Source organism: Algoriphagus boritolerans DSM 17298 = JCM 18970, assembly GCF_900108085.1.
GTDB classification, from domain to species: domain Bacteria; phylum Bacteroidota; class Bacteroidia; order Cytophagales; family Cyclobacteriaceae; genus Algoriphagus; species Algoriphagus boritolerans.
In genome coordinates, this window is the sequence record NZ_FNVR01000001.1 from 136,407 (window position 1) to 160,366 (window position 23,960).

Sequence of the window (23,960 nt, forward strand, 5' to 3'; positions counted from 1 at the left end):
ATGAATATCTGTTTTTTAACGCATGAATATCCAAAGCCAGGTCTTAATCCCGGAGGAGTCGGCGTATTTTTGAAAACTTTTCTTCCTATCCTTGCCAAAAATGGGATCAACGTGACTGTTTTAGGAGCAAATAACTCTAATGCCTTGGAAGATACTGTAGTTGAGGGAGTTAGAGTTATCCGGATTCCTAACCCTAAAATAAAAGGAATCAACTGGTGGTTTATTGCAAAAGGATTAAACCAAAAACTTCAAGAAATTCATGCAGATACTCCCTTGAACATAGTGGAAGGATCTGAGCTGGCATTTGCTTTCTTGAAAAAACCCAAAGGTGTGAAATTTATCATCCGACTTCATGGAGGGCATCACTTTTTTGCAGAATCCGAAAACAGGAAAATACAGTTTTGGAAGGGCTTTCAGGAAAAACGATCTTTTAAAAAAGCCGATGCCTTTATCGCTGTATCTGACTATGTAAAAGTGCATACCGGTAATCTTTTAAGTTTTGATAATAAGCCCATAAAGAAAATTAGATATGGGATTGATACCGATAAATTCAATTTCACCTCGGATGCTTTTAATTCGAATCCGCACAGTTTGGTTTTCGTAGGTACTGTTTGTGAAAAGAAAGGTGTTAAGAATTTGGTTTTGGCAATTGATCAGGTCAAAGATCAATTTCCAAATGTCCACCTAGACATCTATGGCAAAGACTGGTACTTCTCAAATGGTGACTCATATAAAGATATGATCCGGGAGATGATTAAGGGAAGGCTGGAATCTCATATCCAACTTCACGATCCAGTACCTCATGATCAGATCCCTGAGATTTATGAAAGTGCTGAAATTTGTATTTTTCCTTCCTTCATGGAAACTCAGGGATTGGTGGCCCCAGAGGCGATGGCGATGGGCAAGCTTGTGATTTTTACCGATAAAGGACCTGGTCCCGAAACAATCCAACACGGTATAGACGGATTTCTTTGCAATCCGTTGGAGGTTTCGAGTATCGCTGAGGCAATCAGGGAAGCGTTTCAGGCACTGGGAAGAAAGAAGGAAATATCCCGGGCAGCAAGAAAAACGATTGAAGAAAATTTTGGCTTGAGTAAAATTCTCAAAGAAAACGTTAACTTTTATAATCAAGTAATTCATGCGTAATTTTTTAATTATAACCTGTGTACATCATTATGCAAAAAATGGGAAATACTATGCATATGGACCTTACGTAAGAGAGATAAATCTCTGGATTCGAAATAAGGAGAAGGTTACTGTCCTCGCCCCGTTGATCAGTTCACAACAGCCTGGAAAGATCGATTTGGCGTATGTCCATCCCAATTTAAAATTTGAATCTGTACCTGCCTACCATATTCAGTCTTGGACAGCCAGATTCAAATCACTGGTACAAGTACCCTATATTCTCATTCGGATTTTTATGGAAATGTGGAAATCTGACCACATCCATATCAGAATCCCGGGCAATATGGGGCTCTTGGCGATGTTTGTTCAGGTACTCTTTCCTTTTAAATTCAAAACCATCAAATATGCAGGAAATTGGGATCCTAAATCTATCCAACCCCTGACGTACAAAATCCAACGATGGATTGCCAATTCAACCCGTTTTACGCGAAATGCCAGAGTACTGGTGTATGGAAATTGGCCCGATAATTCCTCCAATGTTGTTCCTTTTTTTACAGCCAGTTACCGAAAAGAGGAGGAAGAACCTGTATTTAAAATTCCTCTGAGAAAGAAACTGAAATTGGTTTACATCGGGGCTATCTATGATGGGAAGAATCCTGAAATAGGAATTTATTTAAGTAAAATATTAGTTGAAAATGAGATTGATTTTGAGTTTACCTATTGTGGAGATGGGGTGATGCGTCGGGAATTGGAGGAACTTTCGGAAGAATTAGGACTTTCAGATCATGTTACTTTTTTGGGGAATGTCACCGCAGCTGAAATCAAAGAAATCCTAAAAGAATCTCATTTTTTGATATTTATCTCTCAGACTGAAGGTTGGCCCAAAGCAGTGGCTGAGGCTATGTTTTGGGGATGTGTGCCGTTTACCTCCGCCGTAAGCTGTGTTCCGGAGATGGTCGGTAAAAACGGTGAACGGGGTGTCCTTCTTTCCAAAGATCCTGAAAAAATCTATCAGACAATCCGCTCTTTTTTGAAAGATGAAATGCTATTTCAGAAGACCAGTACAGCAGCCATGAATTGGGCAAGAGCCTATAATTTAGAGAAATTTCAGGCCGAAATCGAAAAATTTGAATGAGAGTCGTTCAACTGATAGACTCGCTTGATATCGGGGGAGGAGAAAGAATGGCCGTAAATTTGGCTAATTTATTGACTGAAAAGGGAATTCCTAATTTGCTCATTTCTTCCCGAAAAGGAGGCCCTTTGGAAGTTTTAGTCAAAGATCAAAGTTCCTTATTGATTCTTTCCAAAAAGGGAACCTTGGATTTTCTTACATTCTTTGATTTACTGAAAAAAATCAGAGCGTTTGATCCTTCTGTAATCCATGCACATGACTCTTCTATTTTTTGGGCATCGATCCTAGGGGTTTTCCTCCCTAAAACTCAGATTTTATGGCACGCTCACTATGGAGGATTTTCGTCTGAAAATGGTCGTTTTGGGAAACAGGTAAAATTTGTCCAAAATAGAATTGACATTGTGATTGCAGTTAATTTGGATTTATTGGACTGGGTCAAAAAAGAACTTCCCCGTATTCCCAAATGTAAATTTATTGGTAATTTTCCTGACAAGATTTCTGATCAACCAGTAGACCGAAGGAGAAATAATTGGATCATCTCCTTGGCTAATCTCAAAAAGCCCAAAAATCACAGGAGTTTGGTTTTAGCTTTTTCTAAAGTGGCTAAATTAAATCCTGCGCTAAAGCTAGCCTTGATTGGTACCTGCGAGGATGAAGAGTACCTTAGGGATTTAAAAATATTAATTCAGTCAGAAAATTTGGAAGAAAAAACAACAATTACAGGACCAGTAATTTCACTAAAAAATTGGTTTGATAAAGCAAGGTTTGCGGTGCTTTCTTCTGATGTAGAAGGGTTACCAGTTTCTATTTTGGAGCTTGGAATCAGTGGTGTTCCCGTTTTGTGTTCTGCGGTTGGAGCTTGTCCTGAGTTGTTGGGTGATGGGCGTTATGGATATTTGGCTGCTCCAAATGATCCAATTTCTTTAGAAAGCCAAATGATGGAGATGATTAAAAACCAGGAAGAGGCCTTATTTAAAGCGGAAGGCTTTAAAGAAAAAGTAATATCCGAGTTTGGGGGTGACAATTTTTTTAAAGAGTATAGCACATTATTAAATCAGAACTAAAAAATGAGCGTTTTTTTAGCAGAACTTAAAAAATTTAAATTTTCTTTTTTCTGGTTTCTAGTTCATATTTTGTTGGGAGTGGCTTCAACCATCAATAAGTTCCCTGTAATTGGGTTCTTCTATTTAGCACTCCTATATTCTTCTATTAATCTTTTTAGTGTTAGTTCCAAAGATCGTCCAAGACTAGTCGCAGAAATCATTATTTACTTTGCCTCATTTGAAGCTTTGGGAAGGTTGGCGCAAGCAGATCCTTTTTTGCCCTATGAGTTAGGCAAATACATTTTACTTTTTTTATGTCCCTTTGGATTGATGATTTCCAGAAATTTTACAGCAAAGGGGAGTCTGGGTCTTATTATTGTCATTTTGGCGCTCCCCGCAGCATTTTTTGATGAAAGCGGTAACGTGGTATTTAATGATATCAAATTCAATCTTTTAGGTCTTTTGAATATTGGAGTAGCAGTTTGGTTTTTCTCCTCTTTGAAAATCAGTCTCAAAATACTCATTAGTTGGTCTAAACTTATGCTTTATCCAATCCTATCCGTTTTGGTTTATACTATTATCAAGACACCTGATTTGGATTCAGTGGAGTTTAGCTTGGGAGCAAATTTTGCAACCGCAGGAGGATTTGGTTCCAATCAGGTATCTACTATCCTTGGTCTAGGAGTTTTTTTGATGGCTTCCTGTATTCTTTTGAGTTATCGGGTTACCGGATATAAAATGCTGGATATCGTAGTCCTTGCATTACTTACTATTCAAGGTCTGCTTACCTTTTCCAGAGGGGGTATGATTGGAGGTTTCTTCGGGATATTAATCTTAATGTATTACCTCACAAGACTTTCTTTAAAAGAGCGAAGGAGTTTAGCAATCCCGAATTTTAAAAAATATGTGATTCCTCTTGGCGTGATGCTTTTTGTGGTAATGATCGTCGCCAACAGCATTACAGGAGGAATGCTTTTGCTTAGATATCAAGGGGAAACTCAGGGAACCTTGGCTGGCAGTGCGGATAAAAATCTGAATAAAATTACCACCAATAGATCAGACATCTTCCTTGAGGATGTTAAGCTCTTTGCAGAATATCCCGGGATGGGAGTAGGAGTAGGGGCCTCCGCCTTTCTGAGAGATGACTACAAAGGCTATGCGCCCCACGTAGAACTTTCTCGACTTTTGGCTGAGCATGGTTCTTTAGGTCTGATCATCTTTCTCTTATTCTTAGGAATATTTGTTCTTAATAGAAATAGGGCTCCTGAAAATATTAGTAAGGGATTATTAGTTGCATTTTTCATTATTGGTTTTTTGGCAACATTCCATTCAGCTACCAGAACTTATATCACACCACTTTTGATGGGGATCTCTTGCGTGGGAATCAGTCAGGCCGCTAAACCAAAGAATCTACCTGTACAACAAGAAGATCTTACTTACAAAATTTTGGAAGTTAAATAATCAAGATTTTTAATTTTTAGGATTAGTTCTATGAAGATTTTTGCTTATAACGATTTTATTCTCAAAAAAAAGAATACTTCAATTTATGCCGACGATTCTCACATTCTTTTTATTAAAGCTACCTGCCAAGATCATTTTGAAAGTTTTAAGTTAGGCTCTAGGCTTTCCCCTGAATCTTCAGAAGGATTTTACTTTTTTTCGGATCAAGCCAATCACTTTCTGGAACTTCCCTATTATTCCAGCGTGGCTGATTTCCTGAAGAATCCTGGACTTCTCTGGAAATCCTATAAACTCTTGAAAAGTCAGCTGAAGGATTTTGACCTTTTTTGGCTTACTTGGCCTCATCCCATCAGTTTTCTAATCCTTTGGATGATTGGGTCAAAAAAACCCGTTGTTCTTTTTGTCAGGCAAAACTTGGAAGCACTGATTCGGGTGCGGTATAGCGGAATCCAACGGGCAATCGGAATTCTTTTTACTCGAATAGTTTATCGATACGCTTCATTTTTTCACCCTGACGCTATATTAGTTACTGTGGGGAAAGAAATGTATCAAAGACTTTCGCCTGACTTTAAAGCCTCCACCTTTATCAGCGATTCCATTGTTCCAAAAGAGTTTGCAGTTTTACCCAGAAGTGGACAGAATTTTGACTCAGTTAAACTATTATTTGTAGGCAGACTTGAACCAGAAAAGGGATTGAATATCCTGATTCAGGCAGTAAAATTGATTGCCCAAAAGAAAAATGTTAGTCTCAGCATCATTGGCGAAGGCATCTCAAAAGAAGCAGCGACAAAACAGGTGGAATTCCTCGGACTAAGTAACTTAATCACCTTTAAAGGCTATGTGCCTTTCGGTACTACACTTTTTGATGCTTACAGAGACCACGACCTTTTGATGATATCCTCCTATAGCGAAGGACTGCCAAAGATCATTAATGAAGCTCGAGCCTTCGCTTTACCGGTGGTTTCCACTGAGGTGGGAGGTATAGCAAATGAACTTAAGCATGAAGATACCTGTCTTTTTGTGAGACCCGGAGAACCTGAAGAACTGGCTGAAGCAGCCCTCAGACTCTCCTCCGATCCTGAGCTTTATTTCCGAATTAGCAAAAACCTCAGTGAGGAATTTCAAAAAAACTCCCTTCAATTCTGGAGCAAAGCTTTTGCGGATTTTGTTAAAAAATCCATAGAAATTCAGACCTCTCAATGAGCCAAAGCCCCTTGATTTCTGTAATCGTTCCGGTGTTCAATACCGATAAATTTGTCGGGATGACGATTGATTCAGTCATTAATCAAACTTATACCCATTGGGAGCTATTGTTAATTGACGACTGCTCGACTGACAATTCTGTAGAAGTATGTAGGGGATACGCGGACTCGGATCCAAGAATCAAAGTCATTTCCCTAGATCGAAACAGTGGCGCTCTTGTAGCCAGAAACGTTGGAATTAAAACCGCAACAGGTAGATTCCTTTGCTTCTTGGATTCAGACGATACCTTTGAACCGGAAAAACTAAGCACTCAAGTCGCCTTTATGCTAGCTGGAAATATACCGGTTTCCTTTACCATGTTTCAGCGGATAACTGAGGCTGGAGATTTCATGGGCAAAGGAAATGTCCAGTTTCAGGAAGAAGTCAGCTACAGGCAATTGCTCGGAAATCCAGCGTTTTCCATAATCACCCTGATGATCGATAGAGATCAGGTTGAAATCCCAATTGTGGAGGCCAATGTGGTTAAAGCCGAAGATTATGTGTTTCATCTTCGAATATTGAAACAGGGTTTTAAAGCCAAAGGAATTAATCTTCCACTTTCAAATTATCGATTCAGACAGGGTTCACAGTCCACTTCGTTTTTTGGAAATGCTGCAGACTTATGGAAAGTATTAACAGAAATTGAAAAAATCGCTTTTCCGGTGGCTGCTTTTTATTTTGGGAGATATCTCTGGAAGGGTGTCGGTAAAAGGCTCATCTTACTCAAACAACTATCTGATTTAAACAAATCGAACAATTGAATTTCTTCGATAAAGTAAGAGCTAAATCCATAACCTACATTGAGGCTATTATTACCCGATTTTTTCGAGTTTTAAATCGATTTTATCCTGCTTATTTCAACCTCTCGGAACAGAAAAAATACATCTATCCTTTTGGATATTCTTTTCCCTCTGAGCTATTTGTAGATTCTATTCCTTTTAAGAATAAAGTTTGGGCTGAAGTCATTCCCGGATTTAGAGAAACCTACAGGTTTGAAACACAAGAGGCCTATTTTGAAATGTATCAGTCTGCACGATTTGCATTCACCTGGAAAAAAGGGGGATGGGATTGCTTGAGACATCTTGAAATCATAGCTAATGGATGCTTGCCAGTATTTCGAGACATTGATTCCTGCCCTAATGGGACTTTGGAAAATCTTCCTAAAAAATTACTTAAGCAGGTTAATCAGGACTTAGTCCCATGGAAAGATACCCAAGAACAGAAAGAACAATATCAGGAAATAGCTTCACAAATTTTGGAATATTCCAGAAATCACGCTTCTACCGAGGCAATGGGAAAAAGGTTTTTGGAAATAACAAAGCTTCCAACTCATGCTAAGATACTCTTATTGACCTGTGATCCTCGTCCTAACTACTCCAGGGAGTTTACTTTCATAGGACTCAATCGGGTTTTGAAGGAATCAGGGGGAGTCTGTATTTCCTATCCTGAATTGAAATTTAGTTACGAAGATTTTCCGGAAGAAGAAGCTTCAAAACTTTATGGAAGAGGTTTCGGCTTTACAAGGAGACTTCAGCGAATTCATCCTGAGGAATTGATTGATTGGAGCGATGAGGAAATTAAAAGTTCTATTTTGGAGAAAAAGTGGGACTTTATCCTTTTTGGTAAAATTGGGTTGGACGAACCCGCCTTAGGAAGCCTTCCTGATTTACCTTTTTGGAAGGAAGTCAATCAAAATTATTCCAAAATCCAGATTGGATTTCTATACGGAGGTGATCATATCCAGGATTTGAAAGATACAGGAAGTGCTCATACCCGACATTTAATCCATCATTCCCGCTTTGGGATATGTTTTGTAAGAGAACTTAACGTCTGAGATAGTTGGATTGGAACATGTTATGTTTACTTTATATCCACTTACTAGCAAATAGTTAACTCCAATAAAAGGATGAATACTCAAATTCTAATTTCAAACCCTATTCGGTCTTCGATCTTTTAGCCTATCTTAATGAGAACTTTCGTGTAATAACAGAATAGCATATATCCATATTTCCAACCAACTGAAATTGAATAAAAAGGAATTTCCAATACCGATTGTATTTTGCGCGGACGGAAAGTTCAAAAACTTTGCAATAGTCACCATGACATCGGTAATGGCTAATCACCCGAGTTATTTCTTTAGGTTTTACCTGCTTTGCTCTTCTGATGATGGCGACTGGACAGAAAAAGTAAACCGTAAGATCCTTTCCCAAGGATCTACGATTACCGTAGTTCTCGTTGATGAATCCACTTTTTCGGATTTTCCCATTTTACACCATTTTTCACCTGCCAATTATTTTCGGATTTTGATCCCTCAATTGATTTCAGACCCAAAGTATATTTATTTGGATTCGGATATCATTTGTTACGGATCTCTTCTTCCGCTTTTGGATGTAAACCTCTCAGACCAAGTACTTGCAGCGGTGGAAGATCCTATATTCAAGTGGAAAAAGGAATTGGGAATGAGTGTGGGAGCCAGATATTTTAATTCCGGGGTGATGCTGGTCGATTCCGAGGCTTGGAAAAAGCAGGAGATAGGCTCCAAAGCCATTGCATTCATCTCCCAAAATCCCGAGAAAATAAGATTTGTGGATCAATGTGCCTTAAATGCTGTTTTAGATGGAAACTGGCAAAGGTTACCGCCGGCATTGAATCAACAGTCCATTGTTTACAGGGAAGACTTTGACTTAAATTGTACAGACTGGACAGCAGAAGAAATCCATGAAGCTAAAAATACCCCCATATTGATCCATTTTACAGGTCCAAGTAAGCCATGGCATTATACTAACCCCCATCCACTTAAATCATTGTATTGGAAGTATCAGAAGGATTCGCCCTTTGCCATGAGTTTTCCCGAAGGCATGACTCCATTGGATCATATCAAAAGACTTTTTCCTAACAGTCTGAAGCAAAACATAAAAAATTGGATTTTTCAGAGAAGGGATTGAAATACTTCCAAATTTTGAATTTAAGCGAACATACCTTTAAGATCTGTGAGGGTTTATTGTAAGCAGAGCTAATTGATTAATTAAATTCACAATTGGACAGAGGCCTACTTGGACCTATTTAAACTGGTTTTTTGATGGCTTTAATGACCATTTACTCCAACGTATTCCTAGGTTTCATCCCAATTGACATGGTTAAATTGAGGAATTTTACCATCGTTGGCTACGAGGTAAAAAAAAAGAATATTGTCTCTGAACACGTGTCATTCCCAATTGAGATTTGGTGTCTTTGTTATTAAAACTAATAAGATAATTTTACTGAATAGAGGGTATGTTCAATCCTAACCAAAACAAGGAAGAAACTATAATTGCTTTGTTTTCCTTTCAAAAAATCTTCCTATGGAAATAAACAAAAATCAAATCCGCCACTATTACTGAGAGATAGATCACCGCCGTCTGTCTTGTAAAAGGAAATTCACCACCGAAACCAAGGCATATCGGAGAATTCTTTTTTTTCTTTTCGTCAGTATTAAATAATCTTCGATTAATTGAGGAATAAAGCCATCAACCCTTCATATCCTGCTCATGTCATCACAAAATAAATCCAACATAAAACACCTAAAAAATATATATCAATACACTTGGTTTTAATACTTTGCAGGCAGTAGTAGCCTCAATCCTTCTTGATTTTTAAAAGTTTTTTGGTAATAATATTGGTTTAAATTAAAAAAAATGAAATTTTCTATCAATCAATACTGTAAAAAATCAATCTAAGTTGAATACTTCAGTCAATATTATAGTGATAGGGTTGGGTTCTATTGGTGTTAGACACGTTTCTAATTTGCTGTCTTTAGGTTTCAAAAACATAACCCTGATCACCCAAAGACAAGTTTTTCCCTCTCATTGGCCTGATTTCCCCGTTTATTCTAAATTTCAAGAAATTCCTAACACGATTGATTTCACTCATGCACTGATTTGTTCACCTACAGCCAAGCATTTGAATGATCTGATTCCTGTTTTACAAGCAGGAATTCCCTCGGTTTTTTTGGAAAAGCCTGTCAGCCACTCATTGGAAGGGATAGAGGATGTGATGAATATTCTCCAGCCTCACCAAAATATTTTCTTGGGTTTTGATCTTCGTTTTGATCCCGGATTAAATAAAGTCAATGAAATTCTGAAAGAAGGTGGAATTGGTCGGGTACTGAGCGCAACAGCATTTGTCGGTCAATACCTTCCTGATTGGAGACCACATGAAGATCATCGGCTCGGCAGCAGTGCCCTCAAAACAAAAGGAGGTGGAGTGCTACTCGACTTAGTGCATGAGTTTGATTACCTCTTTTGGCTTTTTGGACCTGTCTCGACTTTAGCTGCATTTTATCAGTCTAACCCCGAACTTGAAATTGAGACAGAGGATCTCGCTGACGTTCTGATTAAGTATGATTCAGGTCTGACAGCAACGCTTCATCTGGATTATCATCAGCGTAATCTGACCCGATTTTGCCATATTACAGGGACTAAGGGTTCACTACTTTGGGATCTTGCCACAAAAAAAGTGCTTTGGACTGACGAAAAGGGAACTATTCAAACCTTTGATTTTAGTAACTTTGAAAGGAATGACAGATTTTTGAGAATTATTCAGGCCTTTATGCAAAAGCAGGAGGATGAACGGTTAACTGGTTTTTCAGAAGGATTGGAGACTTTAAAAATGGTCTTGGCTGCAAAGAAATCTTCAGAATCCCATATTTTTGTCAGGTTGTAATTTCCCTTTCCAAACCGTAGACTTTAGCTTTGACATTTAACCTGATTCTTCCCAATAATTGCCTGCTGTTAATTGGTAATTTTGAATGTCTGAAATTTGCGTTGTCTTTTCCAAGTACCCTCTTATCAAAATCCTTTTTTCGAAATAATAAATGATCCTTGCTACAATTTGTTGCCGGGGAGGCTCTAAGGGCGTTCCTGAAAAAAACATCAAACTACTTGACGGTATTCCTCTCATAGTGCACTCCATACGTCAGTCGCAAGGCTGTAGCTTGATTCAGGATTTGATTATTTCTACAGATGATGATCGTATAGCACAGATTGCATCGGAAGCAGGGGCAAAAGTCCCTTTTAAAAGACCTGCAGACTTGGCCTCGGATACATCGAGTAAATGGCCTGTTTTTATTCATGCGCTCGAATTTTATGAAAAAGAATATGGAGTTCAAGTAGACTATCTGGTGGATTTGGATGTCACAGTACCACTAAAATCCCCCCAGGATATCGATGGCGCCATTCAATTGGCCTTGGATCATCCCGAGACGGAAGTGATAATCACTGGATACGAACCTGAAAGAAATCCATATTTCAACATGATGGAAGTCAGACAGGATGGATTGGCTGAAATCGTCAAGAAATCGGAAACACCAATAGTCCGAAGACAGGATGCTCCTCAGGTTTACAGCCTTTCTCCTGCAGCATTTGTAATAAAAAAATCAGCGCTCTACAACTATCCGCATTGGAGCAAAGCACCTTGCCGAATCTATCCCATGCCCAGAGAGCGGGCAATTGATATAGATTCAAATTTGGATTTCGAATTGATCGAATTTTTAATGCATAAAAAAAATGAGTAAAGATCTATTTGACCTGTCGGGCCGTGTTGCTCTGATCACAGGAGGGGCCGGATTGTTGGGCCCTGAGATGGCTTCTGCATTAGTAGAGAAAGGTGCCAAAGTGATATTGGCAGATCTTTCTCTGGAAAAATGTCAAGATACGATCGATAAACTGAGAATCTCCGCCGAGATGACAATTCCATTGCGTCTGGATGTGGCTTCTTCCACTTCGTGGAAGAAGGCACTTGCCGATGGAATCGAACATTTTGGAAAAATTGACATCTTGGTCAATGGAGCTGCCAGTACCAACCAATCCAAAACAGCAAGCTTTGAAGCGGGATTCGAAAATTTCCCCGAAGAAGACTGGGATCGAATCATGGATATTAACCTCAAAGGTACCTTTCTGGGCTGCCAAATAATCGGTCAGCATATGGTTCAAAATGGAGGGGGTTCGATCATCAATATCGGAAGTCTCTATGGAGTGGTAAGTCCAAATCATAGAATTTATCCGGGAACAGGTATTTTTCAGCCAGTAGCCTATAGTGTAAGCAAACACGCTGTTGTCTCTCTTACTAAATATTTGGCAACACTTTGGGCGGATAAGCATGTTCGTGTGAATGCCCTTTCGCCGGGAGGAGTTTGGAATGGTCATGAGGGCTTATTTTATGAGCGATACAAGCAACTCAATCCTTCAGGAGACATGGCCAACAAATCTGACATGAATGGAGGAATTGTATTTTTGGCCTCTGATGCTTCAAAACATGTAATTGGACATAATTTAATCATTGATGGAGGTTACTCTGTCTGGTAAAAGAAAAAGAAAATGAATAATCCATTTATAGAAATTGCCGGTAGAAAAATCGGATATGATTACCCCCCATTGGTAATTGCCGAAATCGGGATCAATCATGGTGGATCCCTTACCATCGCCAAAGAAATGGTCGATGCCGCCAAAAGAGCAGGTGTAGAAATGGTTAAACATCAGACTCACATCGTGGATGATGAGATGAGCAGCGCCGCTAAAAATACCATCCCGGCACATACCAAGGAAAGTATTTACGAAATCATGCAGTCCTGTGCCCTTTCTGCCTCTGATGAGCTTGAATTGAAAAACTACGTTGAACAGCAGGGAATGATTTTTATCAGCACCCCATTCTCAAGAGCAGCTGCTGACCTCTTGATCTCTTGGGATGTGCCTGCCTTCAAAATCGGATCAGGTGAATGCAATAACCACCCCCTGTTGGAGCACATAGCCTCCTTCGGAAAGCCAATGATCCTTAGCACAGGTATGAATGACTTGGAGAGTGTTCGAAAATCTGTCAAAATTCTGGAGAAACATCAAGTACCATTCGCACTTCTGCACACGACTAATCTTTATCCAACACCTGATCATCTAGTGAGACTGGGTGCGATGGTTCAGATTCAGCAGGCATTTCCCCAAGCCGTGGTGGGATTGAGTGACCATACGCTAAGTAATCATGCCTGCTTCGGCGCTGTAGCTTTGGGAGGATCCATTCTCGAAAGACATTTCACAGATCACATGCAAAGAATAGGCCCCGACATTGTATGTTCGATGGACGAACAAGCCTGTAGGGAGTTGATTGAAGGTGCCAATATTCTGCAATTGCAGCGGGGAGGAGAGAAGAAACCTGTCGCAGAAGAGCAGCCCACCATTGATTTTGCATTTGCTACAATCTGTACCATCAAATCCATTGCTGCCGGTGAAGAATTTACCAGGGAAAATATATGGGTAAAAAGACCCGGAAAGGGAGGGATTCTTGCCGAACATTATGAGTCAGTCCTGGGTAAGAAAGCATCCAAAGCCTTGGAAGTGGATATCCAAGTAGTTTGGGAAAATATTGAATAGAAAAATAGAATTGAATTTTCAAAACTGTTTAATAACTAATAAATGAAAGTATTTGTATTGATTGAGCGAAGAGCTGACTATAGTAGATATAAGCCTATTTTGGAGAAAATGAAGGCTGACCCTTTTTTTGAAATCTACCTGGTAGTCACAGGTATTTGTCTTTTGGATCTGCACGGGAAAGATGTCAATTACATTGAAAATGATGGCTTTACCATCGATGCCAAAATTCCCATGTTTGATTCCAATGCCCCGGATTCCGGTGCTGAGATGGTTAGATCCATGGCTAGAGTACTGAGAGATGTCACCTTCGAACTTGAAAAATCCAAGCCGGATCTTGTGCTATCTGGGTTTGATATCGGAGGCAATTTCGCAGTGACAGTAGCGGCAGCCCACATGAATATCCCTGTAGCTCACATTCAAGGAGGAGAAGTTACCGGCAGTATCGATGAATCCATCAGGCATGCTATGTCCAAATTCTCCCACATCCACTTCCCCGCAACAGAGGACGCGCGCAATAGGTTGGTTAGATTGGGTGAAAATCCAAAGGATATTTATGTAGTGGGTTGCCCATCCATTGATGTCTTGGTCAATACCCCGAGTATCAACCCTAAAGAACTTGAAGAAGAATTTGGACTCGATTTCGCTAAGCCATTTGTGCTGGTTATCCAACATCCGGTGACTACAGAAGCAATGTCTTCCATTGACCAGATTAGAGAAACGATGAAGGCGCTTCAGACTATTGAAGCACAGGTAGTTTTTCTTCTTCCCAATAACGATGCAGGACACTCCAAAATCATCGAGGAAATCAAATCCTCCGGCTTTACCTGGATCCCTTCGTTGCCTACCCTCAAGTTCGTTAACTTGTACCGAAATGCCTGGGCATTGGTGGGTAATTCAAGTTCCGGAATTCACGAAACCCCAACCTTGAAAATTCCGGCGGTAAACATCGGGAACAGACAAATGGGAAGGGAACGTGCGGCCAACGTAATTGATGTCCCCAATGATGCATCCCAAATACAACTAGCAATAAAAAAAGCGCTTTTTGATCAGGATTTCCGAAAGATGGTTAGCCAAATTAAAAATCCCTATGGGGAAGGCCAATCAGCTGATCAAATTGTCCAAATTCTAAAAAACCTGGACCTTGCCACTGTCAGTATTCAGAAAATCTTTTACGAAGGAAAGTAAAATCCTGCTTTTGGGTGGAGAAGGGTACATCGGTTCCCATCTTTTCCAACGGTTGAATAACTATGGGTTTTCTAAGGTATTCTCCGCCTCAAGGTCCGCAAAAAATCCCGGTAGCTTTAGGGTTAATGTAGAAAATTCTCCCGATTTTGACCAGATCAGGAATGCGAAATTCGATGTTGTGATCAATTTGACAGGTCAAATTACCCGACCTATCGAATCGTGCCTTGCCCAGAATACAGTGGGAATTCAGCATTTGGTCTCGGCCTGTGCAGACTCAACTGTACTGATCCAGCTTTCAAGTGTTGGTGTTTATGGATCTGGAGAATTTGCAGAAGAAAACTCTCCCTGCAACCCCGAGACACCTTATTCCACGCTTAAATTGGTTGCGGAACGATTGATTATGAATGGATTACCGGATGATAGAAGGTTAATTCTTCGACTATCAAACATCTATGGGTCCACTCAACCCAAAGGTATATTTGCTTATCTCAAAAGAGCAGCAGGATCAGATCGGGTTTTAGATTTCAACAACGATGGCTCTTTGTTGAGATTCTTTCTGCATGTGGAAGACCTTTGCCAGGCTATCGTTCAGGTTTTGGCTAACTATGACAAAATCAAAGACCCTATCCTAAATATTATTGGAAAAGATAAATTCAATATTCACCAATTGATAGACCTTTTTGAAGAGAAATTTAAGGTGAAATACCGGCGTAACTTTGAGCCTGTCAAACCCTATGACAACATGTGCTCAATTTCTGATGATCGTTTAAGAAAATTGACCAATTTTGAAGAAATGTTTACGCTGGAGTCCTATGTACACGAATTGGTAAACTATGCTCATTGATAAAAAAAGGATGGAAGAATTCATTGCCTTCCCTTCCAGTACGGTAAGAGAGGCAATGGGGAGAATCGAAAAAAACAAGAAGGGATTGTTGTTTGTAATCGACTCCGAGAAAAAGCTCATTGGTTCTTTAAGCGATGGTGATATCCGAAGGGGAATTTTAAATGGTGCCCAACTGGATGAACCCATCCTCGCCTTGATGAACGCTCATCCATTCTTTATTTCCACACACGAACAAGGTTCAGTTGATTTGAGATTTTTTGAGGAAAAGGGTTTTAAAATGATTCCGGTGTGTGATCAGGAGGGAAAAATTTTACACTTGCTTTCTTCCGACCCCGAAAAAAGCTTTCCGCCTGTTGAAAATCCTGTCGTCCTTATGGTAGGAGGTAGAGGAATAAGACTGGAGCCACTGACTCAAAATATCCCTAAACCCCTGCTCAAAGTAGGGAATAAACCTATTCTCCAGACTATCCTGGAGCGACTGCATCTCTTTGGCTTCCGGAATATTTTCCTTTGCACCAATTACCTCTCTGACCATATCGAAGAGTTTTGCGGAGATGGATCTGAATTTGGTTTGAACATCCGCTATTTCAAAGAAGAGATCAAACTGGGTACAATCGGCGCGGTCAAATATTTGCAAGATCAGTTGAATCTGCCTTTTCTGGTTATGAACGGAGACCTGCTCACTTCCCTTAACTATAAGACAGTCCTGGATTTTCATGTGGAGCAACGGGCTGAGTTGACCATAGGAAGTGCTTCCTATTCGACTAAAGTTCCCTATGGTGTGATCCAGACAGAAGGACATCAAGTGATATCTATTTTGGAAAAGCCCACTTATTCGTTTCGTATCAGTGGAGGAATTTACGCGTTGAGTCCCAAAGTTTTGGAACTTATCCCAAAGGGAACCTTCTACGATATCACCGATCTGATGGAGAGTCTGCTTCGAAAAAATCATCCTGTAGTGGCATTCCCAATCGAGGAATATTGGCTCGATATCGGGCAACACCAAGATTATGAAAAGGCAAATTTGGATTATAAGAATCTTTTTAATTGAAGAAAATAATGAATTATACAGGTAAAAAAGTCCTAGTAACTGGAGCAGGTGGCTTTATAGGTAGCCACCTAACTGAAGAACTTGTAAAAGCAGGTGCTGATGTTACAGCCTTGGTACATTACAACTCCAATTCGCATATCTCTAATTTAAGATTCCTTGAGAAAGACTTGCTAAACTCAATTCGTATAGTCTTTGGTGATATTCAAGATGGATTTTTGATGAATCAGCTATCCGAAGGAAAGGACATCGTATTTCATTTAGCAGCCTTGATCGGAATTCCCTATTCTTATGTGGCACCTTCAGCGTATGTGTCAGCAAATATTACGGGTACGCTTAATATGCTGGAGGCTGCCCGCACACATAGAGTCGGTAAACTTTTGGTAACTTCCACCTCCGAAACGTACGGCACAGCCCTCTATACCCCTATAGACGAAAAACATCCTATGCAGGGTCAATCTCCTTATTCTGCTACCAAAATTGGTGCAGATAAGATTGCCGAGAGTTATTTCCTTTCTTTTGGACTTCCTGTGTGCATTTTCAGGCCTTTTAATACCTTCGGTCCCAGACAATCCACACGGGCCGTTATCCCCACAATCATTTCCCAAGTTCTCAGTGATTCCCCGGAAATCCGCTTAGGTTCCTTAGATCCTGTGAGAGATATGCTCTATGTCAAAGACACTGCAAGGGGGTTTATGATGGCAGCCTCGGTTGATAATACTTCAGGGGAAGTGGTTAGTGTAGGAACAGGAAGAGGTGTGACGATAGGTGAAATAGTGGAAATGGTTCAAAAAATCTGTGGAACCAGCAAACCCGTCATCGAAGAAAATCAAAGAATCCGTCCTGAAAAAAGCGAAGTGATGAAGCTTATTTGTGATTATTCCAAGGCTCAAAGTTTATTTGCCTGGGAACCTCAAATCTCACTTGAACAGGGACTCTCTAATGCTGTGGAGTTTATGCGAGTCAACAAACCTGAAATCGACCCATCTGTTTATGCACTATAATTTCCCTTCCGGGGATAAATTCTTTTCAACTTTTGACCCCGTTTTTATAAACATAACCTATTTATAATCAATATTTTATGATTTTTATGGACAAAAAAAGGACTGCTACATACATGAATGTAGTAGCCCTTTTTGTTTTTTATTCCCGCTTCCCTCTTAACAACTAGTCAATTCAACTATTAAATAGTTTGCACTGCTAAACCCTTAACTTCAAAAATCTACCATGGATTTTCCAAATCCGCAGCACTATACTTTTTATTGATTACTTGATAAGCTGAGTCATTCGGCTTCTTTAATAGAAACGAGTCTTTCTTGGCAAATAAGGAAGCCAAAAAGGCAATTGGGGTGAGAAATAAAAAGAAGATCACGCCCAATAAGATATTGGGCACGATCAGACCTAGTAAATAGGTAAGTTTAAACCAAACCCATTCTACATTCTTGCTGATCCAGGTAGAAAGGATACTCAAGAGTCCCAGTCCAAAGGCCAAATAAAGAACCCAGCGCAAATCAAAAATAAAATAGACCAACACCAGACAGGTACAAATGACCAAGACTGTTTGTGTAGGATTACTTTTTAAAGGTTTCATGGGTAGCTTAAATTAAAATAAGGTGTAGATAAACGGTGCTAATGCACTTCCTCCACCAAAAATAATCAGGACTCCCAACAGCAACAGAATAAAGATCACAGGAGCAAGCCAAAACTTTTTCCTTTCTTTTATAAATGACCAGAGATCTTTGAGAAAATCCATATTAATCAGTTTTAAAATTTGATACTATCGAAGCCGTAATCAATTCGGCACTTTTACTAATTCCACCCTTATTAAAATGACAATCGTCATAGAAATAATCAGAAGTTTTGGGGATTTCTTTTTCGAGATCCAACACTGCAATGTTTTGCTCCTCCGCAATACCAAGTAAAATCCCATTAATCTGCCCCAATGCCATGGCTAACTTTGATTCAGGATACCTGACATTTCCCACACCGACCATCCAATGATTGGATTTAAGAAACTCGTCTGAAATATCACCCCAAGTATGGGTTTGTGTCAGTAGGAGCATATCCGTGTCCTGAGCCTTTAATATTCCCACAAAACTTAAAATATTCCTTCTGAATATCCCAAAATCCGCTTCAGGAAGTTCCTCCACCAAAGGCAATTCCATTACATCTTTTACCTTTTCGGTATAATTTGTTTTTAGAAAAATAGAAGTCCGGGCATCTGGTTTTTCTTGATTGAGTACGTTGATTAATCTCCTAAACAATTGGAAATTGCTCAGGAAAAACTTTAAACTTTTAAGCGTCGAGGTTTTTTCCGAAGCACTGCTGATTGGAAAATGTAAATAATCATATCCCCCAAAAAGTCGGTTTAAGTCATTTATTCCCGGAAATAAAACAACCAAGTCAGGTTGTAAGTGTGTAATACGATGTGCTAACATCGCCAGATGATCCGGACTGCCATCACCTGATTTTCCTGCATTGTAAACCTTAACTGTTTTAGGTTTTAAAGAGTCTTGGAGTGCCTCCTGAACTTTTCTTTCCAGGCCCCAAGAATCATCGATTAATAAATTCTCAGTTGTGCTTCCACCCACTATGAAAATCCTATACTCTTCCTTTGGCTTGGGTTGAATAATAGAATCGCCTCTAAACCCCATATTGTTGGTGGTAAACACTACCACCGAATCCATATCAGGAAGTCTCTGCTCGATTTCAAAGGTGAATTTGGAATTGGGCTTAAACTGAGACTCTATGTAATTTGACTGCGTTTGATCCGGATTCTTATACCTTTCAAAAGGATCAGCTACAGGAGCTAACCATGTAAGAACAAGTTCTACTATAATCAACATTATCAAAATAGTCGGTAGTGTAATCAAGAAAAGAGACCGAATATCTTCCTTATTTACAAGTGACATTTTAGTCCATTTTGAAATTTACAACCCATTTTTCTCGATTTTCCCAATCTGGCTGCTCTTGCTTCATAAAAACAAAATTATTGATGACTAATACGTCCATTTCTGTGCTCATAAAGCAGCGGTAGGCATCATGTGGAGTACAGACGATAGGCTCTCCTCTCACGTTGAAACTGGTGTTGACGACCAATCCAAATCCGGTCTGTCGCTGAAATTCCTTAATCAATGCATGATACCTTGGGTTGGTTTCTTTATGGACAGTTTGAATTCTGGCAGAAAAATCAAGGTGAGTTACGGACTGAATATCACTCCGCTCATGGTAAAGCTTTTCCCATAGCCCTAAATCGTGATAATCAGTAGGCAAGATAGTCCTTCGGGATTCCTTCACAGGGGAAACCAACAACATATAAGGTGAAGGTTGGTCCAAATCAAAATAATTGCCTACTTCCTCCGCCAAAACGGACGGGGCAAAAGGCCGGAATCCCTCTCGGTATTTGATTTTTAAATTGAGCCTTTTTTGCATTTCGGGGTTTCTGGCATCCCCCAGAATACTCCTGTTTCCCAAGGCACGGGGTCCAAATTCCATTCTTCCCTGAAACCATCCCACTACCTGACCTTTTGCCAGTTCACCTGCAACCAACTCATTCATCTTATTGAGATCGGTAAAGTGATGGTAGACAGCTTTCACCTTTCGGATGACTTGAAGCACTTCTTTGTCAGAATAAGAAGGACCTAAATATGAACCTTCCATAGAATCCGGACGGGTGACTTTTCTTTCTTCTTTCGAAAAATACAAATGATAAGCTGCCAACGCTGCACCCAATGCCCCCCCCGCATCACCTGCGGCGGGTTGAATGTAAATCTCATCAAAAATACCGGCTTCCTGAAGCTTTCCATTGGCTACACAGTTGAGGGCTACTCCACCCGCCATGCAAAGATTCTTGGAACCTGTAAGTTTTTTGGCTTCCAATGCCATTTTTAGGACGATTTCCTCTGTCACTCGTTGGATGGCAAGGGCAAGATTGCAGTGGTGCTGCTGGAGCTCATCTTCAGAATCCCTTCGATCAAAACCAAATAGGGCTTTCCATTTATCATCCTTGACCATCCGAAGCCCGGTAGCATAGTTGAAATAACTTTGATCTAGCCAAATGGAGCCATCATCAAAGATTTTAATTAAATTTTCTTTGATGAGCCTTTCAAAATTCAAAGTTTCCTTAGCCTCAGGATTTCCATAAGGGGCCAAGCCCATTAATTTATATTCTCCGGAATTGACCATGAAACCCAGAAAATAGGTGAAAGCGCTGTAAAGTAATCCGACCGAGTGTGGGAAATTTAACTCCTTGAGTACTTTTATCGATGAACCTTTTCCATGACTGATCGAAGCCGTGCTCCATTCACCCACGCCGTCAATGGTTAAAATTGCCGATTCCTTAAAAGGAGAGGGATAATAGGCACTTGCACTGTGAGAAAGATGATGCTCAGGGAAAAGTAACTTTAGATTTCTAATGCTGTAAGGCTCAATTTCTCTGAGTCCTTCGCGAATGATTTTCTTAAAAAACATTTTTTCATTTAACCATACCGGCATTGCCTTGGCAAATGAAAGAAATCCTTTGGGAGAAAACTTATAGTAGGTTTCTAACAACCGCTCGAATTTAAGTAGTGGTTTATCATAAAAAACTACTGCATCCAGCTCATCAATGCTGAAACCAGATTCATCAAGGCAGTATCGAATTGCCCCTAAAGGAAAGTCAGGGGTATGCTTGTCTCGGGTAAACCGTTCTTCCTGAGCTGCTGCAATGATCTTCCCATCCTCGATGATCGCTGCGGCTGAATCATGGTAAAAGGCCGAAATCCCCAATATTTTTCTTGATGTATTAGCCATAGTAGAATGTTACAAAAAGGGCTTAGGCTTTTTGATTGTTCATCTGTGTTAATTGCTCCAATGTATCTACCGTAAACCATTTGTCTGGTAATACAGAAGAACTGAAGAGTTGGCGTTTTTGGATTAGTTGTGACCATAAGTCTCCAAAGTCTTCGACCGGTTCAATCAGTTGGTTGACTTTGGCCGGGTTCAAAACCTGAATTCCTGAACAATAGGTAGGAGCGGGATCATTTCTGTCCAGCTTTGAAACCAAATTATCTATATGATGAATAAAATCACCCACCAGCCCTTCCAGGGGAATTACAGGTACTACCATGCAGGCAGGTTGTCCTAGTCTTTCATATTCACCTAGGATCAGCTCAATGTTCAGGTCAGTAACATTGTCTGAGGTTAAGACCAAAACAGGTTCATCTACTTTTTTCATCAGAGTATTAAAAATCCACCAGGAATTGCCCTTGCCTTCCGTGTTGAACACAGAGTGAACACCCAGCTCTATGACGTGCTTCGCTAGCTCAGCCCCTTTGTAGCCCACCGTGATATGGAGGTGTGGGATATGAGGTAAAAGTTTCTGAATTCCATGGGCAATTAACGTAGAACCCCATAATGGAGCCATAGGCTTAGGAATGATATGGGTGAGGGGAGCCATTCTTGTCCCCCGACCTGCAGCCATGATTAGTGCATGATTTAATTTGCCCATCCGGATATTATCTTTCTTCGATTGGAGGATTGTTGATGATAGACAGGATTTCTTCCCTGCTTAATCTATCCGTATTGGCCGACGAAAGCCCAAATGGAATTGGATTTACCACCTTATTATTGAAGGAAATGAGATAATGCTTGATTCCTCCCAATTGTAATTCTTCGGTGTAAGGAAGCTCCAGGTCTCCAATGAGAAACTCATCTTCTCGCTCTCCCGGCCGACCTTCTATTTTTTCCCATTTACCACCCCGCTCTTCGATCCAGGTTTGAAGAATATCTTCAATTTGAGCCGCTTTCATATACCTTGAAAGTACCTTTCCTTTGACCAGATCAATATTGTCCATGGCTGTGATAACCAATTGAACCGCCTCGTCTACGCTGAAGAAAAATCTTCTCATTTCAGGACCCGTTGTTCCAATAATTCCTGTCTCTTCATGCATTTTTTTCCAAATAGGCAATACAGACCCTGTGGACCAAGCTACGTTTCCATACCTTACAGCAGTGAATTTCGTGCTGGTCTTGCCATCCATGGCACAAAATATACGTTCCATTATACTCTTGGACATCCCGTAAATGTTACGAACCGGAGGGGCCGCTTTATCAGTGGAAATACCAACCACTGTAGTAATTTCCCGTTCTACTGCAACCCGAGCTACATTCTGAGATCCCAAGACGTTCACGTCCACGCATTCCATCGGATATTTTTCGGCTAGGTCAACAAATTTTGTGGCAGCTGCATGGATAACAATATCCGGCTTGAATTCAACAAAAACGTCCCGCACCGACTCAATATTCGTAATATCTAGCGGGGCTACTTGACATCCCGTATATTTGGAGGCAAAAAGGTTCTGCTTGTTGTTTCGTCCGGTCAAAATCACGCGGTACTCGTTCTTTAGCTTCAGAGCCAGATTCCTGCCTAAAAATCCCGTGCCACCAGTTATCAAAATTGTTTTCATCTAAGAATTTATTTTATAATATTTCTACTGCAAATCTAATCAATCATAGCAATTATAGACCCCTTCCACCGTATTTATTCATATTTACCAAAAAGTCAAACTATATTTAACCTAACTCCGAATCATGTATAAATCAGCGAAAATTAAATTTAAAACATTAATTATGAGTGTTTTAAGTAATAATGTTATATGGAATTTTTTACATCCATTAGCTGAAGTTTTTGCAGATCTCTATCAAAACGAATTAAAAGAGCGCAATCAAAAATACCAAGAAGATTTCAAACAAAAATATCTTTACCTCCTGTCAAATGGGGTGAGAAGAGGGCCTTTTAAAGGTCTTAAATACCCATTTCTCTCTTCGATCTATTCTGCTTTTTATCCTAAAGTTCTGGGCTATTATGAAATGGAACTTCATCCCATTTTGGATAAATTAAAAAGTAAAAAATTCAATTCTATCCTCGATATCGGATGTGCAGAAGGGTACTATGCTGTGGGATTGGCTAAGATGTTCCCAAATTCAAAGATTGTTGCCTACGACATAGATCCTTTGGCGAGGCAAAGAACCCAAGAAATGGCTTCCGCAAACCAAATCAGGGTTGGAGATCGGTTTGAGTTAAAGGAATACTGCACTGCCAATGATCTGCTTGGACTTGACCCTACTTCAAGACATCTGATTTTTTCAGATTGTGAGGGTTTTGAAGGTGAACTGTTCAGCGTGGAGGTGATTTCGCATCTCTCCAAATCTGACTTTATCATCGAAGTGCATGATTTTGAAATACCCGGTCTCTGTGATCGGCTGTATGCCGGATTTTCTGCCACACACCTGGTTGAGCTTATAAAAAGTATCGATGACCTTTATAGGTATCGATACATTGAAGATCCTGAACTACTAAGTTTGAACTTGACAGATCAAATTCAACTTTTAGCCGAAAAAAGACCCGCCCAGATGGAATGGTTGTACTGCACATCACTACCTTTAGGTATCTAAAATTCCACTTTGAGCTGAATGCCTTCAAAATGGTTCTATTTTTGATACA

23 protein-coding genes are annotated in these 23,960 nt (G+C 40.0%); 17 read left to right on the plus strand and 6 right to left on the minus strand.

Annotated elements, in window-relative coordinates; translation table 11 throughout:
* From C4S61_RS00580 to C4S61_RS00655, 16 genes are all read left to right on the plus strand, one after another.
* Positions 1 to 1,146 carry a glycosyltransferase family 4 protein gene (locus C4S61_RS00580; RefSeq protein WP_103922853.1) on the plus strand — a complete coding sequence of 382 codons (1,146 nt, stop codon included), beginning with the start codon at positions 1 to 3 and terminating at the stop codon, positions 1,144 to 1,146.
* Positions 1,139 to 2,260 carry a glycosyltransferase family 4 protein gene (locus C4S61_RS00585; protein ID WP_103922854.1) on the plus strand — a complete coding sequence of 374 codons (1,122 nt, stop codon included), beginning with the start codon at positions 1,139 to 1,141 and terminating at the stop codon, positions 2,258 to 2,260. Before C4S61_RS00580 ends, C4S61_RS00585 begins: the two co-directional genes overlap by 8 nt.
* Positions 2,257 to 3,321, plus strand: a complete 1,065-nt coding sequence (locus C4S61_RS00590) for a glycosyltransferase (protein WP_103922855.1) — start codon at positions 2,257 to 2,259, stop codon at positions 3,319 to 3,321. The genes C4S61_RS00585 and C4S61_RS00590 overlap by 4 nt, the downstream gene beginning before the upstream one ends.
* Before the next feature lie 3 nt (positions 3,322 to 3,324).
* A complete protein-coding gene (locus tag C4S61_RS00595; RefSeq protein WP_103922856.1) occupies positions 3,325 to 4,761 on the plus strand; it encodes an O-antigen ligase family protein in 1,437 nt (478 codons plus the stop codon).
* Positions 4,762 to 4,791: 30 nt separating this feature from the next.
* Complete coding sequence (locus C4S61_RS00600; RefSeq protein ID WP_103922857.1) at positions 4,792 to 5,964, plus strand: glycosyltransferase family 4 protein; 1,173 nt, start codon at positions 4,792 to 4,794, stop codon at positions 5,962 to 5,964.
* A complete protein-coding gene (locus C4S61_RS00605) occupies positions 5,961 to 6,764 on the plus strand; it encodes a glycosyltransferase family 2 protein (protein ID WP_103922858.1) in 804 nt (267 codons plus the stop codon). Before C4S61_RS00600 ends, C4S61_RS00605 begins: the two co-directional genes overlap by 4 nt.
* Entirely contained in the window at positions 6,761 to 7,837 is a 1,077-nt protein-coding gene (locus C4S61_RS00610) for a hypothetical protein (RefSeq protein WP_103922859.1), read from the plus strand. The genes C4S61_RS00605 and C4S61_RS00610 overlap by 4 nt, the downstream gene beginning before the upstream one ends.
* A gap of 190 nt (positions 7,838 to 8,027) precedes the next feature.
* Positions 8,028 to 8,948 carry a glycosyltransferase family 8 protein gene (locus C4S61_RS00615; protein ID WP_160111183.1) on the plus strand — a complete coding sequence of 307 codons (921 nt, stop codon included), beginning with the start codon at positions 8,028 to 8,030 and terminating at the stop codon, positions 8,946 to 8,948.
* A 772-nt stretch (positions 8,949 to 9,720) separates the two neighbouring features.
* Positions 9,721 to 10,704 carry a Gfo/Idh/MocA family protein gene (locus C4S61_RS00620; RefSeq protein ID WP_103922861.1) on the plus strand — a complete coding sequence of 328 codons (984 nt, stop codon included), beginning with the start codon at positions 9,721 to 9,723 and terminating at the stop codon, positions 10,702 to 10,704.
* 151 nt (positions 10,705 to 10,855) lie between these two features.
* Positions 10,856 to 11,554, plus strand: coding sequence for an acylneuraminate cytidylyltransferase family protein (locus tag C4S61_RS00625; protein ID WP_103922862.1), 699 nt, complete (start codon positions 10,856 to 10,858; stop codon positions 11,552 to 11,554).
* The gene (locus tag C4S61_RS00630; protein WP_103922863.1) at positions 11,547 to 12,344 is read left to right on the plus strand and encodes an SDR family oxidoreductase; all 798 of its coding nucleotides are present in this window, start codon (positions 11,547 to 11,549) and stop codon (positions 12,342 to 12,344) included. The genes C4S61_RS00625 and C4S61_RS00630 overlap by 8 nt, the downstream gene beginning before the upstream one ends.
* 12 nt (positions 12,345 to 12,356) lie before the next feature.
* Positions 12,357 to 13,400, plus strand: coding sequence for an N-acetylneuraminate synthase family protein (locus C4S61_RS00635; protein ID WP_103922864.1), 1,044 nt, complete (start codon positions 12,357 to 12,359; stop codon positions 13,398 to 13,400).
* Between the two features lie 42 nt (positions 13,401 to 13,442).
* Positions 13,443 to 14,585: a UDP-N-acetylglucosamine 2-epimerase gene (gene neuC / locus C4S61_RS00640; RefSeq protein WP_103922865.1), complete on the plus strand. Its 1,143-nt coding sequence runs from the start codon at positions 13,443 to 13,445 to the stop codon at positions 14,583 to 14,585.
* Positions 14,542 to 15,429 (plus strand): NAD-dependent epimerase/dehydratase family protein, encoded by an 888-nt coding sequence (locus tag C4S61_RS00645; protein ID WP_103922866.1) that lies wholly within the window; start codon positions 14,542 to 14,544, stop codon positions 15,427 to 15,429. Before neuC ends, C4S61_RS00645 begins: the two co-directional genes overlap by 44 nt.
* Entirely contained in the window at positions 15,419 to 16,480 is a 1,062-nt protein-coding gene (locus C4S61_RS00650) for a nucleotidyltransferase family protein (RefSeq protein WP_103922867.1), read from the plus strand. The genes C4S61_RS00645 and C4S61_RS00650 overlap by 11 nt, the downstream gene beginning before the upstream one ends.
* Positions 16,481 to 16,488: 8 nt before the next feature.
* Positions 16,489 to 17,481: a GDP-mannose 4,6-dehydratase gene (locus tag C4S61_RS00655; RefSeq protein WP_103923145.1), complete on the plus strand. Its 993-nt coding sequence runs from the start codon at positions 16,489 to 16,491 to the stop codon at positions 17,479 to 17,481.
* A gap of 218 nt (positions 17,482 to 17,699) precedes the next feature.
* Here C4S61_RS00655 and C4S61_RS00660 read toward each other — a convergent pair whose 3' ends face one another.
* Genes C4S61_RS00660 through C4S61_RS00680 form a run of 6 tightly spaced genes read right to left on the minus strand, consistent with a single transcriptional unit; the run spans position 17,700 to position 22,923 of the window.
* Positions 17,700 to 18,068, minus strand: coding sequence for a hypothetical protein (locus C4S61_RS00660; protein WP_103922868.1), 369 nt, complete (start codon positions 18,066 to 18,068; stop codon positions 17,700 to 17,702).
* A gap of 12 nt (positions 18,069 to 18,080) precedes the next feature.
* The gene (locus tag C4S61_RS22005; protein ID WP_200820515.1) at positions 18,081 to 18,230 is read right to left on the minus strand and encodes a DUF5989 family protein; all 150 of its coding nucleotides are present in this window, start codon (positions 18,228 to 18,230) and stop codon (positions 18,081 to 18,083) included.
* A 1-nt stretch (position 18,231) separates the two neighbouring features.
* Positions 18,232 to 19,389, minus strand: coding sequence for an SGNH/GDSL hydrolase family protein (locus C4S61_RS00665; protein ID WP_103922869.1), 1,158 nt, complete (start codon positions 19,387 to 19,389; stop codon positions 18,232 to 18,234).
* 1 nt (position 19,390) lies between these two features.
* The gene (locus tag C4S61_RS00670; protein ID WP_103922870.1) at positions 19,391 to 21,268 is read right to left on the minus strand and encodes a carbamoyltransferase family protein; all 1,878 of its coding nucleotides are present in this window, start codon (positions 21,266 to 21,268) and stop codon (positions 19,391 to 19,393) included.
* 22 nt (positions 21,269 to 21,290) lie between these two features.
* Positions 21,291 to 21,965, minus strand: a complete 675-nt coding sequence (locus C4S61_RS00675; RefSeq protein WP_103922871.1) for a nucleotidyltransferase family protein — start codon at positions 21,963 to 21,965, stop codon at positions 21,291 to 21,293.
* 7 nt (positions 21,966 to 21,972) lie between these two features.
* Positions 21,973 to 22,923, minus strand: coding sequence for a polysaccharide biosynthesis protein (locus tag C4S61_RS00680; protein WP_103922872.1), 951 nt, complete (start codon positions 22,921 to 22,923; stop codon positions 21,973 to 21,975).
* A gap of 163 nt (positions 22,924 to 23,086) precedes the next feature.
* On the opposite strand from C4S61_RS00680, the gene C4S61_RS00685 reads away from it, so the two are divergent.
* Positions 23,087 to 23,911: a methyltransferase domain-containing protein gene (locus C4S61_RS00685; protein WP_160111184.1), complete on the plus strand. Its 825-nt coding sequence runs from the start codon at positions 23,087 to 23,089 to the stop codon at positions 23,909 to 23,911.
* Positions 23,912 to 23,960: the final 49 nt, after the last annotated feature.

Excerpts from the sequence above, each read along its gene's own strand:
- C4S61_RS00635 (WP_103922864.1), top strand. The coding sequence starts at position 12,357 with ATGAATAATCCATTTATAGAAATTGCCGGTAGAAAAATCGGATATGAT.
- C4S61_RS00630 (WP_103922863.1), top strand. The coding sequence starts at position 11,547 with ATGAGTAAAGATCTATTTGACCTGTCGGGCCGTGTTGCTCTGATCACA.
- C4S61_RS00670 (WP_103922870.1), bottom strand. The coding sequence starts at position 21,268 with ATGGCTAATACATCAAGAAAAATATTGGGGATTTCGGCCTTTTACCAT.
- C4S61_RS00625 (WP_103922862.1), top strand. The coding sequence starts at position 10,856 with ATGATCCTTGCTACAATTTGTTGCCGGGGAGGCTCTAAGGGCGTTCCT.
- C4S61_RS22005 (WP_200820515.1), bottom strand. The coding sequence starts at position 18,230 with ATGGATTTTCTCAAAGATCTCTGGTCATTTATAAAAGAAAGGAAAAAG.
- C4S61_RS00580 (WP_103922853.1), top strand. The coding sequence starts at position 1 with ATGAATATCTGTTTTTTAACGCATGAATATCCAAAGCCAGGTCTTAAT.
- C4S61_RS00600 (WP_103922857.1), top strand. The coding sequence starts at position 4,792 with ATGAAGATTTTTGCTTATAACGATTTTATTCTCAAAAAAAAGAATACT.
- C4S61_RS00655 (WP_103923145.1), top strand. The coding sequence starts at position 16,489 with ATGAATTATACAGGTAAAAAAGTCCTAGTAACTGGAGCAGGTGGCTTT.
- C4S61_RS00665 (WP_103922869.1), bottom strand. The coding sequence starts at position 19,389 with ATGTCACTTGTAAATAAGGAAGATATTCGGTCTCTTTTCTTGATTACA.
- C4S61_RS00650 (WP_103922867.1), top strand. The coding sequence starts at position 15,419 with ATGCTCATTGATAAAAAAAGGATGGAAGAATTCATTGCCTTCCCTTCC.
- C4S61_RS00660 (WP_103922868.1), bottom strand. The coding sequence starts at position 18,068 with ATGAAACCTTTAAAAAGTAATCCTACACAAACAGTCTTGGTCATTTGT.
- neuC (WP_103922865.1), top strand. The coding sequence starts at position 13,443 with ATGAAAGTATTTGTATTGATTGAGCGAAGAGCTGACTATAGTAGATAT.
- C4S61_RS00585 (WP_103922854.1), top strand. The coding sequence starts at position 1,139 with ATGCGTAATTTTTTAATTATAACCTGTGTACATCATTATGCAAAAAAT.
- C4S61_RS00595 (WP_103922856.1), top strand. The coding sequence starts at position 3,325 with ATGAGCGTTTTTTTAGCAGAACTTAAAAAATTTAAATTTTCTTTTTTC.
- C4S61_RS00680 (WP_103922872.1), bottom strand. The coding sequence starts at position 22,923 with ATGAAAACAATTTTGATAACTGGTGGCACGGGATTTTTAGGCAGGAAT.
- C4S61_RS00605 (WP_103922858.1), top strand. The coding sequence starts at position 5,961 with ATGAGCCAAAGCCCCTTGATTTCTGTAATCGTTCCGGTGTTCAATACC.
- C4S61_RS00590 (WP_103922855.1), top strand. The coding sequence starts at position 2,257 with ATGAGAGTCGTTCAACTGATAGACTCGCTTGATATCGGGGGAGGAGAA.
- C4S61_RS00685 (WP_160111184.1), top strand. The coding sequence starts at position 23,087 with ATGAGTGTTTTAAGTAATAATGTTATATGGAATTTTTTACATCCATTA.
- C4S61_RS00675 (WP_103922871.1), bottom strand. The coding sequence starts at position 21,965 with ATGGGCAAATTAAATCATGCACTAATCATGGCTGCAGGTCGGGGGACA.